A 15,289-nucleotide genomic window follows, 5' to 3' on the forward strand; every position below is an offset into this window, starting at 1 on the left:
ACCACGACCGCCCGAGGAGGCGGACCGGCCGGCGGGGGCGGCTAGGCCCAGAGCTGCCCTTCGAGACGGTCCTCGGCCTCTTCCAGGGTGCCCTCGTAGGCGCCGGTGGACAGGTACTTCCAGCCGCCGTCGGCGACGATGAACGCGATGTCGGCGCGTTCCCCGGCCTTGACGGCCTTGCGGGCCATGCCGAGCGCGGCGTGCAGCGCGCCTCCGGTGGAGATGCCCGCGAAGATGCCCTCCTGCTCCAGCAGCTCGCGGGTGCGGCGCAGCGCGTCCTTGGAGCCCACCGAGAAGCGGGTGGTCAGCACCGAGTCGTCGTACAGCTCGGGGATGAAGCCCTCGTCGATGTTGCGCAGCCCGTACACCAGCTCGCCGTACCGGGGCTCGGCCGCCACGATCTTGACGTCCGGAACCTGCTCGCGCAGGTAGCGGCCCACGCCCATCAGCGTGCCGGTGGTGCCGAGCCCGGCCACGAAGTGGGTGATGCCCGGCAGGTCCGCCAGGATCTCCGGGCCGGTGGTCTCGTAGTGCGCCAGCGCGTTGGCCTCGTTGCCGTACTGGTAGAGCATCACCCAGTCGGGATGCTCGGCGGCCAGCCGCTTGGCCACCCGCACCGCCTCGTTGGAGCCGCCGGCGGCGGGCGAGGAGATGATCTCCGCTCCCCACATCCGCAGCAGCTGCCGGCGCTCGGCGGAGGTGTTCTCCGGCATCACGCAGACCATCCGGTAGCCGCGCAGCCGCGCCACCATGGCCAGCGAGATGCCGGTGTTGCCCGACGTCGGCTCCAGGATCGTACAGCCGGGGGTGAGCAGCCCCTCCTTCTCCGCCTTGGCGATCATCCAGAACGCCGGGCGGTCCTTCACCGAGCCGGTGGGGTTGCGGTCCTCGAGCTTGGCCCACAGCCGTACCTCCGCCGACGGGGACAGCCGGGGCAGCCCCACCAGCGGGGTACGGCCGAGGGAGTCAAGCAGCGAGTCGAAGCGCATTACCGCCGGCCACCGGGCAGGTCCGCCGCGCCCCCCGCGACCGCGGGCAGCACGGTGACCGTGTCGCCGTCGGAGACCTCGGTGTCCAGGCCACCGAGGAAGCGGACGTCCTCGTCGTTGAGGTAGACGTTGACGAACTTCCGCAGCCCCTTGGCGTCGACCAGCCGGTCGCGCAGCCCGGGGTGGCGGGAGTCCAGATCGGTGATCAGCTCGTCGAGCGAGCCGCCCTTGCCTTCGACGGCCTTGGCACCGTCGGTGAGGTTGCGCAGGATCGTCGGGATCCGGACCTCGATCGCCATCGCGATGATCTCCTTAGCGTCATACGGGCCCAGCGCCCGTGGGTGTCAACACGGGGGCGCGCCGGGCGATTCCAGGGCTGCGGCGGGCGGCTCAGGAACAGTCGTAGACGACCTCGGCACGGCAGTGCCCGAACAGGAAGCTCTGCACAGGCGGGACAGACATGACGCCGAGTTTACCGAGGGTCGCGCCGCAGGCCAGCGGGAGGCCCGGTGACCTCAGACGACCCTGACCTCCTCCTCGGTCACCTCGCCGTCCACGATCCGGAACGAGCGGAACTCCTCGGCCTCCGGGTCCCGGGTGGATACCAGCACGTAGTGGGCGTTCGGCTCGGACGCGTAGGAGATGTCGGTGCGGGAGGGGTAGGCCTCGGTGGCGGTGTGGGAGTGGTAGATGACGACCGGCTCCTCGTCGTTGTCGTCCATCTCCCGCCATACCCGCAGCTGCTCCATGGAGTCGAAGCGGTAGAAGGTCGGGGAGCGCTCGGCGTTCGTCATCGCGATGAACCTGGTCGGCTGGTCCGAGCCGACCGGGCCGGCCACGATCCCGCACGCCTCGTCAGGGTGGTCCGCGCGCGCATGCGCAACGATCTTGTCATACAGGGCCCGCTCGATCGTCAGCATGACCCGAAGGCTACCCGCCCCCGGTGACCGGCCGGTCGGCGGCCGTCAGTGCAGCCGCGTGTGCAGCCGGACCACGGTGCCCCGGTCGCCGGAACGGATCTGCACGATGTGGCACAGCCGGCGGACCGCCCACATGCCGGCGCCCGGCCGGCTCGGCTGCGGCGGCTGGTATCCCAGGAACCGGTCGCGCAGCGCCCGGGCCGGGTCGATCACGTCGCACACCAGCTCGTCTCCGTCGGCCCACAGCCGCACCCGGCCGCGGCCGCCGCCGTGCCGGATGATGTTGGTGGCCACCTCGTTGACCGCCAGCACCAGCGGCAGGATCCGCTCCTGCGGCAGACCGCGGCGGCCGGCCTCGGCGGCCGTGAAGTCGCGCAGGCCGGGCAGCCCGCCGCCGGCGAAGGACCGCTCGGCGACCCCCTCCCGCGGGGGCGGCGGCAGCGGCACCGCGTTGCACTCGTCGTAGAAGTCGGCCGGGTCCACATAGCCGGGGCTGGGCCGGGCGGCGCCCCGCACCACCAGCTCGGGATGGGTGCGGGCGGCGTCCTCGATGACGTCGGCGGGCAGCTCGCGGGTGTCGTAGGCGCAGCAGATCATGCTGGGGGTGCCGGCGAAGGCCACGTTGAGGATGGCCTCGTGGCGTTTCCACTCGCGGATCTCCAGCGGCGTGCGCCCGGCCCAGACCGGCTCGGTCAGCAGCCGCAGCCGCCCGCGCGGCCACCAGTCCCGGCGGGCGTGCTCGTGGTAGGCGGCCAGCGTCTGCACCGGCGCCTGGAACCAGGCCGCCGAGTCGACGAACTCCACCGGCCCGGCCGCGGCGCCGAGCCGCTCGCGCAGCAGCGCGGCGTTGCCGGGGCCGGTGATCACCACGACGGCGTCGCCCCGGCGCAGGCCGTCGCGCAGGTACGGGACGGCGCCGTCGGCCAGTTCGGCGTCGGAGCCGTACGTCAGCGCCCGGTGCACCAGCACGTCCCGGCCGCTGACGGACGGCGCGACGGGCCTCGTCCTCATCGGGTCCCCTCCTCCACGTACACGCCGGGTAGCGAGTCCCAGCCGGCAATCCGCAACATCAGGGCCAGATGGTCGGGCACCTCCCGCAGGATCACCTGCCGGTCCATGCCGTTGCCGGACCGCCGCGCGCCGACCAGGGCGCGCAGCCCGGCCATGTCGCAGAACTCCAGCCGGGACAGGTCCAGGCACAGGTGCCCGGCCGTCCCGCCGGCGGCCCGCAGCGCCTCCTGCACCGCGGGGAAGGTGGACTCGTCGATCGCCCCGGCCAGCCGCAGGCCGGGCGGGGTGAAGGTCGGCGTGATGCGCAGCGTGCCGTCGTCGAAGCAGTCGTTGACCCGCACCCGGCCCATGTGGTGGGACTCCAGCCGGCGCAGCCGGGGCCCGTCGAACCAGCGCCGGTCGTACTGGCAGATGGCCATGGCGTTGACCCGGGAGGTGCGGAACACCTGGTCGATCTTGCGCTCGAACTCGGCGAACCGCTCGGTGCCGGGCCAGCCGCGCAGGCAGAAGGTCTCCTCGCCGGTGACCCGCACCCCCCGGTAGCCCTGTGTCAGGGCCAGCTCGATCTCGGTGGCCACCAGCGAGATGATCTCGTCGGGGTCGAACCGGCCGGTGGCCATGTAGGCCTCCTCGGCGGTACGTACCACGAACCGGCCGCCGGCCATGGCGCCGGCCAGGTCCAGGCCGGCGGCGCCGGGGGCGTCGCGCAGCCAGGCCAGCACGGCCGGCGCGGGACGGTCGTCCGACATGTAGATGATCTTGTGGTCGGCGCGCAGGCCGTCCCGCACGTAGTCGGTCAGGACGGCCCGCCGTTCCTCGTCGCTGTTGTAGGACAGGCTCAGGTGGTCGCCGAACACCATCGCGCCCACCGGCTTGTGCGGGATCCGGTCGGCCTCGTCGGACAGGTCCCCCGGCGGGCGCGGCCCGCCGCCGTCCAGCCCCGCAGGAGGATCGGCGGACAAACCGGCGGGTAGATCGGCGGCCGGCCCGGCGAGCCGGTGGGACGGGCCGTCCTGCGGTCCGGCGGGCCTGCGCAGCAGGCGCAGCAGGCGGCCGCGGCGCGGGGGGTCGTCCCCCCTCGGGATGGAGGACATACGGGCTCCCTCACGGAAGGTCGTCGAGCCTGCCCCCCAGTATCCGGTACGCGCCGCAATGTGTCCCGGACTTTCCGTAATCGCCCGCCGTGCTCAGAACAGCGCCTGGACGAGCTGCTCCTGGAGCATCGTCAGCCAGTCGTAGGCGGCGTACATGGCGAAGCGCGGGTCGTCCCGGTCCAGCTCGGCGACCTCCTCGTACCACTCCTCGGTGATGTCCAGCCGGGTGCCGAGGGCCAGCCGCACGTCGTTGAGGGCCCGCAGCCACGCCTGCGCCTGCTCCTTGTCGAGCATGACGTCCTCGCCGGAGCGCACGGTGGCCAGCACGATCCCGGCGGCCTCGCGCTTGCCGTCGCGCAGCCCCATCTCGGTGTAGCGGCGGAACTCCCGGGCCGCTCCGGCGTCCTCGGCGTAGGCGTCGGGGAACAGCCTGGCCAGCACCGGATCGTCGGGCTTTTCGGCGTGCTCGGAGATGCCGAGGGCCGCGGCCAGTGGATCGGCGCTCCTGTCGGGCTCGTCGGGCTCGCCGAGCAGCGCGAGCAACTGCTCGGCCATCATCCGGACCAGCGCGGCCTCCTCGGGGTCCAACCGCAGCCGGATCCCCCGCCGAACCCGCTTGACCTCGCTCATGCCCCTCTTTCCGCAGACCTTCCGGACACCGGGTCAGTCATCGCGCTTGACGGTGGCCCACAGGCCGTAGGAGTGCAGGATCTCCACGTCCCGCTCCATCTCCTCGCGGGTGCCGCTGGCGACCACGGCCCGCCCCTTGTGGTGGACGTCGAGCATCAGCTTCTCGGCCTTGGTCTTCGGGTAGCCGAACACCGTCTGGAACACGTACGTCACGTACGACATCAGGTTGATCGGGTCGTTCCAAACGATCGCCAGCCACGGCAGATCGGGCCGCTGATCCTCCTGTGACCTCGGCCGGTCCAGTTCCACCGGCGCGGGCGCGGTCATCGGTTCGTCCGCGTGCTCGTCGCCGCGCTCATCGCGAGTGCCCCCTCCCCCATACGACGGCCTGCCCATCCATGGTGCACACACCGGTCCGTAGTCTTCCACTCGTGGACCTTGGCTACAGTACGGCGCTGCTGACCGATCAATACGAATTGACGATGCTGCAGGCCGCTCTGCGCAGCGGTACGGCCGGACGGCGCGCGGCGTTCGAGGTTTTCGCCCGGCGCCTGCCGACCGGGCGCCGTTACGGCGTGGTCGCGGGCGTGGGCCGGCTGCTGGAGGCGCTCGGGGAGTTCCGGTTCGGCGAGCGCGAACTGCGGTTCCTCACCTCCCGCGGCATCGTGGACGAGCCCACCGCCGCATGGCTGGCCGACTACCGCTTCTCCGGCGACATCTGGGGCTACCCGGAGGGCGAGTGCTACTTCCCGGGATCTCCGATCATGGTGGTGGAGGCCACGTTCGGCGAGGCGGTGCTGCTGGAGACGCTGGTGCTGTCGGTGCTGAACCACGACAGCGCCATCGCCTCGGCCGCGTCCCGGATGGTCAACGCCGCCGGCGGGCGGCCGATGATCGAGATGGGCTCGCGGCGCACCCACGAGGCCGCCGCGATCGCCGCCGCCCGCGCGGCCTACCTGGCGGGCTTCGCCAACACCTCCAACCTCGCGGCGGGCCTGCGGTACGGGGTACCCACGGCGGGGACGAGCGCGCACGCGTTCACGCTGCTGCACGACAGCGAGCGGCACGCCTTCAAGGCGCAGCTGACCGCGCTGGGCAAGGGCACCACGCTGCTGGTGGACACCTACGACGTGGAACGGGCGGTGCGCACCGCCGTGGAGCTGGCCGGTCCCTCGCTGGGCGCGGTGCGGATCGACAGCGGGGACCTGGCCGCCATGGCGCGCCGAGTACGGGCCCTGCTGGACTCCCTGGACGCCCACGACACCCGGATCGTGGTCACCGGCGACCTGGACGAGTACGGCATCGCGGCGCTGGCCGCCGCCCCCGCCGACGCCTACGGGGTGGGCACCTCACTGGTGACCGGGTCGGGGGCGCCCACCGCGTCACTGGTCTACAAGCTGGTGGCGCGGGCCGACTCCGAGGATCCGCGGGCGCCGATGCGGCCGGTCGCCAAGCGGTCAGTGGGCAAGCCGAGCCGGGGCGGACGCAAGTCGGCGGTGCGGCGGCTGGACGGTCACGGAGTGGCGTGCGCGGAGGTCGTCTCGACCGGCCCGCCCATCGACCGGGCGTCCTCGGGCCCGCGTGACCGGCCGCTGCTGGTCCCGCTGGTCAAGGGCGGCGTGGTGGTCGGCGGCGAACCGCTGGAGGCGGCCCGGGAACGGCACGCGGCGGCGGTGCGGGAGCTGCCGGCCACGGCGCTACAGCTGTCGGCCGGCGATCCGGCGATCCCCACCGAGTTCGTCAACGGAGGTCCGTCCGCCGCCATGCCGTGAGATGGCCCACGGAGGAGTTCCGGCGGGCCCTGTCGGGTAGCGTCCCTGATAGTCGGGGTGATCGAACGCGAGGAGCGGTCATGGGCAGGGCACTGGTCATCGTTGACGTGCAGAACGACTTCTGCGAGGGCGGGTCGCTGGCGGTCGGCGGCGGCGCCGACGTGGCGTCGGCCATCTCCCGGCACCTGGCCGAACACCGCGGCGAGTACGACCACGTCGTGGCGACCCGGGACTTCCATCTGGACCCCGGCGCGCACTTCTCCGACGAGCCCGACTACGTCAACACCTGGCCGCCGCACTGTGTGATCGGGACGCCGGGCGCCGACTTCCACCCGAATCTGACGCTGGCCCCGATCGAGGCGGTGTTCAGCAAGGGCCGCAGCAAGGCGGCCTACAGCGGTTTCGAGGGGGTCTGCGACGCCGGCGCCTCGCTGGGCGACTGGCTACGCGAGCACGGGGTCGAGGAGGTGGACCTGGTGGGCATCGCCACCGACCACTGCGTGCGGGCCACGGCGGTGGACGCCGCCCGCGCCGGCCTGCGCACCAGGGTCCTGCTCGACCTGACCGCGGGGGTCGCGGCGCCCACCACCGAACGGGCTCTCGCCCAGCTGCGCGACGAGGGCGTGGAGCTGGCCGGCACCCCGGTCGTGCGTGCATGATCGCCCCATGAACGGATCGCCCCCCACCGTCATCGTGGTGACCGGTGTCTCCGGCTCCGGCAAGTCCACCGTCGGCCGGCTGCTGGCCGAGGAGCTGGGCTGGGAGTTCGCCGACGGCGACGACTTCCACCCCCCGGCCAACGTGGACAAGATGGCCGAAGGCGTCCCGCTCACCGACGCCGACCGCGAGCCCTGGCTGCGCGACGTCGCCGCCTGGATCGACGCCCGGGTGGAGTCCGGCGCCCCCGCGGTGGTGGCCTGCTCGGCGCTCAAACGCTCCTACCGCCGCCGGCTGATCCGCAGGCCCGGCCCGGTACGGCTGGTCTACCTGGACGGCGACCGCGAGCTCATCGAACGCCGGATGCTGTCCAGGGTGGGCCACTTCTTCAAGTCCCACCTGCTCGGCAGCCAGTTCCGCGACCTGGAACCGCCGGGCTCCGACGAGCACCCCGTCAACGTCCCGATCGACGGCTCGCCCCAGGACGCCGTCCGCCACATCCTCACGACACTCGACCTCCCTCGCCCCGCCTCCTGACCCGCCTCCGCCCACCGCCCCGGCGTTCAGCGGCGTCCGAAGCCGGGCGGCCCACCCTGCGACATCCGGGACGGACGGCCCGTTCCCGGCCCCGGCGGCACGCAACGGCGCTCGACGGCCCACTCGCAGATCTCGGCGCCGCGCCCGGCGGCGTTCCCTCGCCGCGCCCGGCGGTACGTTCAGCAGCGCTTGGCGGTACGTTCAGCGGCGCTTGGCGGCCCACTCGCGGATCTTGGCGATGCGCCGGGTGAGGTCCTCGGCGGTCGCCTGCGCCACCCGCGGGCCCCCGCAGGCGTTGCGCAGCTCGTTGTGGATGACACCGTGCGGCTTGCCGGTGCGGTGGCTCCAGGCGCCGACCAGGCCGTTGAGCTGCCCGCGCAGCTCGTGCAGGTCCTCGGCGGCGGTGCGGTCGGCCCTGCGGTCCTCGACGGGGTCACCGGTCTTGCGGCGGCGCTGGGCGGCCAGCTGCTCGGCCTGGCGGCGCCGCAGCAGCGCGGTCACCTGCTCGGGCTCCAGCAGGCCGGGGATGCCCAGGTACTCCTCCTCCTCGACCGAGCCGGGGGCGGCCTGGGTGCCGAACTCGCCGCCGTCGTACAGCACCCGGTCGAACGTCGCGGACGCCTCGACGGTCTCGAACGGCAGCTCCTCGCCGACGTCCGGGGTGTCCTGCTGCCGGTTGGCCTCCTTGAGCAGGTCGTCGTCGAGGCCGTCGCCCTCGCGCTGCGGACGGTCGAGCACGTGGTCGCGCTCGGCCTCCATCTCCGCCGCGTGCCCCATCAGGACCGGCACGGACGGCAGGAACACCGAGGCCGTCTCGCCCCGCCGGCGCGAGCGGACGAACCGGCCGACGGCCTGGGCGAAGAACAGCGGGGTCGCGGTGGAGGTGGCGTACACGCCGACGGCCAGGCGGGGGATGTCCACCCCTTCGGAGACCATCCGCACGGCCACCATCCAGCGGTCCTGCGACTCGCTGAACTGCTTGATCTTCTTACTGGCGGTGGGGTCGTCCGACAGCACCACGGTGGCGCCCTGGCCGCAGACCGACCGGATCATCTTGGCGTACGCCCGGGCCGCCTCGTGGTCGGTGGCGATCACCAGCCCGCCGGCGTCCGGCACCCCGCGGCGGACCTCGGTGAGCCGCCGGTCGGCCGCCGCGATCACCTGCCTGATCCAGTCGCCCTTGGGGTCGAGCGCGGCCCGCCACGCCTGGGCGGTCTGGTCCTGGGTGAGCGGCTCGCCGAGCGCGGCGGTCAGCTCGTCGCCGGCCCGGGTGCGCCAGCGCATCTCCCCGGCGTACGCCAGGAAGATCACCGGGCGGACGACCCCGTCGGCCAGCGCCGGCCCGTAGCCGTAGGTGTAGTCGGCCCGGCTGCGCCGGATGCCGTCCGGGCCCTCCTCGTACTGGACGAACGGGATGGGATTGATGTCGGTGCGGAAGGGGGTGCCCGACAGGCCCAGCCGCCGCGCCGCCGGCTCGAACGCCTCGCGGATCGCGTCGCCCCACGACAGGCCGTCCCCGGCGTGATGGACCTCGTCCATGATCACCAGGGTCTTCTGCATCTCGGTGCGGTTGCGGTGCAGCGCCGGCCGGGCGGCGACCGTGGCGTAGGTGACCGCGACGCCCTGGAACTCCTTGCCCAGCTTGCCCTGGGAGTTGGTGAACTCCGGGTCGATCTTGATGCCGACCCGGGCCGCGGACTCGGCCCACTGCCGCTTGAGGTGCTCGGTGGGGCACACCACGGTGATGGCGTGCACGATCCTGCGGTCGATCAGTTCCTTGGCGAGGCGGAGCGCGAAGGTGGTCTTACCGGCTCCGGGAGTGGCGACGGTGAGGAAGTCGCGCGGGCCGCTGTCATGCGCCGGGCTGAAGTAGGTCTCCAGCGCCTGCTGCTGCCAGGCGCGCAATGACGACGCGGTCCCCCATGCTGCTCGCTCGGGGAAGGCGGGAGGCATGCTCGAGGCAGCGAAGGTGCTCACGGTAGTGACAGGGTACCGAGCCTCACCGACGGCGGGCATGGGGCACGCGGCGGACGCCCCTACCTCGCGTCGGCTGCCGACGTGCGGAACACCAGCCACGAGGCCCGGATCCGGCGGCCCTGACCTGGGGTGAATTGGTGCATGCAGGTGTCCCAGGTGTAGTCCATGAAGTTGTGGACGGGATCGGCGCCGGGCTCTTCCGGGCACGTGTCCTTCGACTCCGGGCAGCCATCGGTCGGCACCGCCTGGTAGGGGGTGTCGTCCACCCCGTCGCCGGGGCTGTTGCAGCCGTTCTCGAACGTGTGGAACAGCCCCAGCCAGTGCCCGACCTCGTGGACCGCGGTGTAGCCGCGGGAGTAGTTGCGGTACACGCCGCCCGGGAAGCTGCGGTAGTCGACCACCACACCGTCCTCGATGGGCCGGGCCCGGTAGTTGTGCGGGTAGGTGGACAGCCCGATGATCCTGGCCCCCACCCCCGCCGAGTAGAGGTTGAGGGTCTCCGCGCCGCCCCGGCGCAGGGCCGACTTCATGGGCCGCTCGTACCGGTGCGGGCGCCTGAACCAGGCGGCGTTGACGGTGACGTCATAGCTCACCAGGCGGAACCGCACGCCCGTGTCCGCCGATCCCCGCCCCCGGCCCGAGTAGGCGGCGTTGAGGACCGCGATCTGCCGCCTGACCGCCTCCCGGGACATCCGGCCCCGCCGCCCGTCGGTGAGCACGTGGAAGCTGACGGGGACGTTGATCCGCCCGGTCAGCCGGGCGGCCCGCTCGATCGCGGCCTCGTCCGCGGTGCCGTACCGCCTGATCAGTCCCTGGCGCAGCGCGGTGAGCATCTCGGTCACCTGTTCGCCGTCCGGCGTGGCACGGTCGCGGCCGAACGGCCACGGCACGAGCCCGTACGGGTCCTCCCGGAACAGCCCCGTCCCGGGTGTGAAGGCCGTCGTGCGACGCGCCGCGGACCACCGTGGAGCGTGCGCCCATGGTGCGCAGTGCCGGTCGGCGGCGGCGCGCACCGGGACGGCCGGCAGGGAGGCGGCCACCGGGCGTTCCTCGGGAGGCGGCACGACACGCGTACCGCTGGTGCCCATGACGGCACTCCCCGTGACCAACAACGCGCAGATTCCGATCTGTGCGCCACACCGGCCCATGAATCCCCCGACCCGTCGCTACCGCATGGCTACGGATTGCACTATCCCATGGTCAGCGGGGATGTTGCCGCAGCATCGGGCATCAGGTGGCCGGCCGGGTCGGAGGGCGCCGGCCGAGACGGGTCACTCCCCGCCGTCGCCGCCGCCGGGCTTGAGCCCGTCGTAGATCTCCTTGCACTCCGGGCAGACCGGGTACTTCTTGGGGTCCCGGTTGGGCACCCAGACCTTGCCGCACAGCGCGATGACGGGGGTGCCGGTCACCGCACTCTCGGTGATCTTGGCCTTCTGCACGTAGTGCGCGAAGCGCTCGTGATCGCCGTCGCCGTGGGACAGGTCGGGCCGGACGTCACTGTCGGGAAGGATCTTGGTACTCACCCTGACCAGCCTAGTTGAGGCTGGGATCGTCCGGGAACGTGGCGACGAAGGCCAGGTCGCCGGACTGCCGGCGCAGCACCGCCTGCCACAGCCGCTCCGGGTCGCCGGCGAACACGTCGCCCGCCTCGCCCGGCACCACGTACCAGGCGCCCTCTTCGATCTCCGACTGCAACTGCCCGGCGCCCCAGCCCGCGTAGCCGGCGAACACCCGCAACTGGATCACCTCGGCCGCGATCAGCCCGGGCGGCGCGTCCAGATCGACCAGCCCCACCCGTCCCACGTCGGTGTCGCCGTCCAGCGCCCGCCAGCCCAGCGGCTCGTCCTCGCCGGGGACGCGGGCCAGGGCCAGCGCGCTGTCCAGCGCCACCGGGCCGCCCTGGAAGACCACGCTGGGCCCGGTGGCCAGCTCGGCCCACGGCGGCAGCACGTGGTCGACGGGAACCTCCGTCGGCCGGTTGAGAACGACGCCCAAGGTGCCCTCCACCTCGTCGTGCTCGACCACCAGGACGACGCTGCGCCGGAAGTTGGGGTCCTCGAGCTGGGGGGTCGCCACGAGCAGGCGCCCCACCGCGATGCCGTCGTCCATGCCTCCATGATGCTCGGCGCCGACCGGCCCCCGCACACACCCCACCGAGTTGGGCCGTTATGAATTCCCGTCGATCGGGGTATCGGGAGAATATTGACCGGACAGGGAATGATCTAGCACCAGCGGGCGCGGACTTTACGCGGGCGGGAGAGCGCGATGCAGTTGCCAAGGGTCATCATCGCGGCGGTGTTCTTCGTCATCGGGCTGATGCTCGTGGTGCCGATGCTGCTGCGCGACTCGTCGTCCAGTTCGAGCGCGTCGGAGACCCCGTCGCCCGGCAACGGCCCCACGGCGCTCACCACCGAGAGTCCCAGCGGCAGCCCGAGCCGCTCGGCGTCGCCCACCCGGACGCCGACCAGGTCGCCCTCCCCCACCAGGACCCCGACCCCCACCAGGCCGCCCGCCGCGCCGACCGTCACGGCCTCGCCCAGCGCCCCGTCCCAGCCGCTGCGGGTGGCGGTCGGCCGGGTCGACTGCCCCGGCCGCACGGTCGAGGTGACGGTCCGCAACACCGGCACCACCACCCAGGACTACACGGTCGAGACCAATGACGGCACCGCGCCCAAGGGCGACCGCATCGCGGCCGGGCAGACCCGCACCACGCAGCTCACCCTGCGCGAGGACCGGCGCACCAGGGTGACCGTCACCTGGCGGAACGAGCCGGTGGAGCAGGCGACCCGTACGGCCGACTGCCGCCGGTCCCCCGTCGGCGCCCCGACCGACGAGGAACTGCCGCACACCGGGGCGGACTCCGGCGTGCTGTGGGCCCGCGCCATCACCGGCATCGCCGCCCTGATTACCGGCGTCATCGTCTTCTGGTACGGCGGGATCTGGCCGCGCCGCCGCGAGCAGGTCTTCGCCAAGAAGGACGCCTCCTGACCCACGCCGGCCACCGGCCCCACGGCAACGAGCCGCCGAGCGGCACAGGGCTGCCACCCCGCCGAGAGCCCAAGCACCGGACCCCGGCCAGCCGACGCGTGACCGCAGGCCACCGAGAACGCACACACCAGCCCGGCCCATACGGCACTCGGCAACCGTCCCGTCGAGGGACCGAGCACCTGATTCCGGCCTGCCTGCGTGGCCTGCCGGCGTATGACGGCGGGTCGCCGGAAGTGAGCATGGGGTTCCCGGCCGGGTGGCCGCGGCAGGCGGCCCCCGGGAACGGGTATCAGGCCTCGGTGCGGGGGCGGCCTCCGGCGGCCTCGCGGACGGAGGCGGCCACCGCGTGGGTGACGTCCGGGTGGAAGACGCTCGGCACGATGTAGTTGGGGCCGAGCTCGTCGTCGGTCACCACCGCGGCCAGCGCCTGCGCGGCGGCCAGCAGCATGCCCTGGGAGACCTCGTCGGCCTGGGCGTCCAGCAGCCCGCGGAACACCCCCGGGAAGGCCAGCACGTTGTTGATCTGGTTGGGGTAGTCGCTGCGCCCGGTGGCCACCACGGCGGCGTGCTCGCGGGCGTCGTCCGGGGAGACCTCCGGCTCGGGGTTGGCCAGCGCGAACACGATCGCGTCGTCGTTCATGGTCGCGATGTCATCGCCGGTCAGGATGCCCGGCGCGGAGACCCCGATGAACACGTCGGCGCCCTTGACCGCCCCGCGCAGGTCGCCGTCGTACCCCTCGGCGTTGGTGTGGTCGGCGATCCAGCGCAGCGAGTCGTCGAGGTCGTCGCGGCCCCGGTGGACGGCGCCGTGGTAGTCGCACACGACCACGTTGCGGGCCCCGGCGTGCATCAGCAGCCGCAGGATGGCGGTGCCGGCCGCGCCCGCGCCCGCCATCGCGATGCGGACCGCCGACAGGTCCTTGCCCACCACCCGCAGCGCGTTGGTCAGCGCGGCCAGCACGCAGATCGCGGTGCCGTGCTGGTCGTCGTGGAAGACCGGGATGTCCAGCAGCTCGCGCAGCCGGGCCTCGACCTCGAAGCAGCGCGGCGCGGAGATGTCCTCCAGGTTGATGCCGCCGAACGCGGGCGCGAGGATCTGCACGGTCCGCACGATCTCGTCGGTGTCCTGGGTGTCCAGGCAGATCGGCCAGGCGTCGATGTCGGCGAACCGCTTGAACAGCGCCGCCTTGCCCTCCATGACCGGCAGCGCCGCCTGCGGGCCGATGTTGCCCAGCCCGAGCACCGCCGAGCCGTCGGTGACCACGGCGACGCTGTTGCGCTTGACCGTCAGCCGCCGCACGTCCTCGGGGTTGCGGGCGATGGCCAGGCTGACCCGCGCCACCCCCGGCGTGTAGGCCATGGACAGCTCGTCACGGGTGCGCAGCGGCACCTTGGAGCGCATCTCGATCTTGCCGCCGAGGTGCATCAGGAAGGTCCGGTCGCTGACCTTGTGGATCCGCACTCCCTCGATCACCTCGATCGCCGCCACGATCGCCTCGGCGTGTTCGGTGTCACGGGTGGCGATGGTCACGTCGATGCGCAGCGACTCGTGCGCCGCGGTGTTGACGTCCAGCGCGGTGACGATGCCCCCCGCGTTCTCCACGACATGGGTGATCTGGCTGACGGCCCGGCCCCCGGCGGGCACCTCCAGCCGGACGGTGATCGAGTACGACACACTCGGCACGGTGGCCACGACGACTGCTCCCTTACGCGTTCACACATCAGCCGGGCAGGCGGAGCCCCCCGGCGCCCCCGGCGCCGCGCCAGGAGGGGAACGACGTTGTCCCGCACTCATCGTCGCATGTCAGTCGGGCCCTTTGCCCCCGATTGGACCAGACCGCCACCACGATCGACCCGACCACCGACCACGACACGGTCCGGCACGGCACGGTCCGGCGCAGCGCGGCACAGCGATCGGGCGGCAGGGCACGGCACGCCACGGCGGTCCGGTGCGGTCCAGCGCGGCGCGGCGTGGCACGGTCCGGCACGGCAACGCGGCACGGCACGGCGGTCCGGTGCGGCACAGTGCGGATCGGGTCAGACCGCGTCCGCCGCCGAGACGATCAGCTCGGTCACCGCGTCCACCGGCAGTCTGGTGCTGTCGATCACCAGGTGGTACAGCCGGGGCGAGGCGGGATCGACCCGGTAGAAGTGCCTGACGTAGGCGGTGCGGGCGCGGTCGTTGTCGTCCAGGGCGCGCCGGACGGACCGCCTGCGCTCCGCCTCGGTCCGCTCCCGGCCCGGCCCGGGTCCGGGCTCGTCCGCGAAGTCGCGCAGCGCCCGCTCCAGACGGCGGTCGACGGGCCCGTCCAGCCGGACGTGCAGGACGCCGAGGCGGTCGCCGAGCACCACCGCGGCCGCCCGGCCCAGGATGACCCCGCCGCCGTCGGCGATCTGCCTGATCACCTGTTCGGTACGGGCGACGAACTCCTCCGCGGGGACCAGGGCGCGGTCGGACAGGTGGACGTCCATGCCGCCGAGCGCCACGACCGGCACCCGGGCGGCGCCGGCCAGGATGCGGCCCAGGCCGTGCTCGGCCCGGTCGTCGTGCGCCAGCGCCTCCTCCAGGGTGCAGCCGATCTCGGCCGCGACGGTCGCCGGCACCGCCCGGTCCACGAACGGCACACCGAGCCGCTCGGCGACGGCGGGTCCGATCACGCTGCCCCCGGCGCCGAACGTGGCGGAGAGCGTCACCACGCGGGCGGGCACACCAC

Annotated in this window: 18 protein-coding genes; 4 read left to right on the plus strand and 14 right to left on the minus strand. The window is 72.9% G+C overall.

What is annotated here, in order from left to right; translation table 11 throughout:
• Positions 1–41: 41 nt before the first annotated feature.
• The 7 genes from C4U03_RS06360 to clpS form a co-directional block, all read right to left on the minus strand.
• Positions 42–989, minus strand: coding sequence for a PLP-dependent cysteine synthase family protein (locus C4U03_RS06360; protein WP_103936689.1), 948 nt, complete (start codon positions 987–989; stop codon positions 42–44).
• Positions 989–1,288 (minus strand): MoaD/ThiS family protein, encoded by a 300-nt coding sequence (locus C4U03_RS06365; protein ID WP_103936690.1) that lies wholly within the window; start codon positions 1,286–1,288, stop codon positions 989–991. The genes C4U03_RS06360 and C4U03_RS06365 overlap by 1 nt, the downstream gene beginning before the upstream one ends.
• 216 nt (positions 1,289–1,504) lie before the next feature.
• Complete coding sequence (locus C4U03_RS06370) at positions 1,505–1,909, minus strand: Mov34/MPN/PAD-1 family protein (RefSeq protein ID WP_103936691.1); 405 nt, start codon at positions 1,907–1,909, stop codon at positions 1,505–1,507.
• A gap of 45 nt (positions 1,910–1,954) precedes the next feature.
• On the minus strand, positions 1,955–2,920 hold the full coding sequence (locus C4U03_RS06375; RefSeq protein WP_103936692.1) for a sensor histidine kinase: 966 nt from the start codon (positions 2,918–2,920) through the stop codon (positions 1,955–1,957).
• On the minus strand, positions 2,917–4,014 hold the full coding sequence (locus tag C4U03_RS06380) for an MEDS domain-containing protein (RefSeq protein ID WP_160146914.1): 1,098 nt from the start codon (positions 4,012–4,014) through the stop codon (positions 2,917–2,919). The genes C4U03_RS06375 and C4U03_RS06380 overlap by 4 nt, the downstream gene beginning before the upstream one ends.
• Before the next feature lie 93 nt (positions 4,015–4,107).
• The gene (locus tag C4U03_RS06390; RefSeq protein WP_103936695.1) at positions 4,108–4,644 is read right to left on the minus strand and encodes a DUF2017 domain-containing protein; all 537 of its coding nucleotides are present in this window, start codon (positions 4,642–4,644) and stop codon (positions 4,108–4,110) included.
• Between the two features lie 33 nt (positions 4,645–4,677).
• Positions 4,678–4,971: an ATP-dependent Clp protease adapter ClpS gene (clpS, locus tag C4U03_RS06395; protein WP_103936696.1), complete on the minus strand. Its 294-nt coding sequence runs from the start codon at positions 4,969–4,971 to the stop codon at positions 4,678–4,680.
• A gap of 71 nt (positions 4,972–5,042) precedes the next feature.
• Here clpS and C4U03_RS06400 point away from each other — a divergent pair, with 71 nt between their 5' ends.
• The 3 genes from C4U03_RS06400 (at position 5,043) to C4U03_RS06410 (ending at position 7,610) form a co-directional block, all read left to right on the plus strand.
• The gene (locus C4U03_RS06400; RefSeq protein WP_103936697.1) at positions 5,043–6,416 is read left to right on the plus strand and encodes a nicotinate phosphoribosyltransferase; all 1,374 of its coding nucleotides are present in this window, start codon (positions 5,043–5,045) and stop codon (positions 6,414–6,416) included.
• Between the two features lie 80 nt (positions 6,417–6,496).
• Positions 6,497–7,075 carry an isochorismatase family protein gene (locus tag C4U03_RS06405; RefSeq protein WP_103936698.1) on the plus strand — a complete coding sequence of 193 codons (579 nt, stop codon included), beginning with the start codon at positions 6,497–6,499 and terminating at the stop codon, positions 7,073–7,075.
• A gap of 7 nt (positions 7,076–7,082) precedes the next feature.
• Positions 7,083–7,610, plus strand: a complete 528-nt coding sequence (locus C4U03_RS06410) for a gluconokinase (RefSeq protein WP_103936699.1) — start codon at positions 7,083–7,085, stop codon at positions 7,608–7,610.
• A gap of 201 nt (positions 7,611–7,811) precedes the next feature.
• Here C4U03_RS06410 and C4U03_RS06415 read toward each other — a convergent pair whose 3' ends face one another.
• The 5 genes from C4U03_RS06415 to C4U03_RS06435 all read right to left on the minus strand — a co-directional run bounded on the left by C4U03_RS06415 (position 7,812) and on the right by C4U03_RS06435 (position 12,208).
• Complete coding sequence (locus tag C4U03_RS06415; RefSeq protein ID WP_103936700.1) at positions 7,812–9,563, minus strand: DEAD/DEAH box helicase; 1,752 nt, start codon at positions 9,561–9,563, stop codon at positions 7,812–7,814.
• An 83-nt stretch (positions 9,564–9,646) separates the two neighbouring features.
• Entirely contained in the window at positions 9,647–10,675 is a 1,029-nt protein-coding gene (locus tag C4U03_RS06420) for a zinc metalloprotease (RefSeq protein ID WP_103936701.1), read from the minus strand.
• A 183-nt stretch (positions 10,676–10,858) separates the two neighbouring features.
• The gene (locus C4U03_RS06425; protein WP_103936702.1) at positions 10,859–11,110 is read right to left on the minus strand and encodes a DUF3039 domain-containing protein; all 252 of its coding nucleotides are present in this window, start codon (positions 11,108–11,110) and stop codon (positions 10,859–10,861) included.
• Positions 11,111–11,120: 10 nt separating this feature from the next.
• Positions 11,121–11,696 (minus strand): YqgE/AlgH family protein, encoded by a 576-nt coding sequence (locus C4U03_RS06430; protein WP_103936703.1) that lies wholly within the window; start codon positions 11,694–11,696, stop codon positions 11,121–11,123.
• Positions 11,697–11,809: 113 nt separating this feature from the next.
• Positions 11,810–12,208, minus strand: a complete 399-nt coding sequence (locus tag C4U03_RS06435; protein ID WP_146087270.1) for a hypothetical protein — start codon at positions 12,206–12,208, stop codon at positions 11,810–11,812.
• On the opposite strand from C4U03_RS06435, the gene C4U03_RS06440 reads away from it, so the two are divergent.
• A complete protein-coding gene (locus C4U03_RS06440) occupies positions 12,192–12,575 on the plus strand; it encodes a hypothetical protein (RefSeq protein WP_103936705.1) in 384 nt (127 codons plus the stop codon). The genes C4U03_RS06435 and C4U03_RS06440 overlap by 17 nt on opposite strands.
• Positions 12,576–12,864: 289 nt before the next feature.
• Here C4U03_RS06440 and C4U03_RS06445 read toward each other — a convergent pair whose 3' ends face one another.
• Both C4U03_RS06445 and C4U03_RS06450 read right to left on the minus strand, forming a co-directional pair.
• Positions 12,865–14,268: an NAD-dependent malic enzyme gene (locus C4U03_RS06445; RefSeq protein ID WP_103936706.1), complete on the minus strand. Its 1,404-nt coding sequence runs from the start codon at positions 14,266–14,268 to the stop codon at positions 12,865–12,867.
• Positions 14,269–14,612: 344 nt separating this feature from the next.
• Positions 14,613–15,284 carry a cytidylate kinase-like family protein gene (locus tag C4U03_RS06450; RefSeq protein ID WP_103936707.1) on the minus strand — a complete coding sequence of 224 codons (672 nt, stop codon included), beginning with the start codon at positions 15,282–15,284 and terminating at the stop codon, positions 14,613–14,615.
• Between the last annotated feature and the right edge of the window lie 5 nt (positions 15,285–15,289).

It is taken from the genome of Thermomonospora echinospora (assembly GCF_900108175.1).
GTDB lineage: Bacteria > Actinomycetota > Actinomycetes > Streptosporangiales > Streptosporangiaceae > Thermomonospora > Thermomonospora echinospora.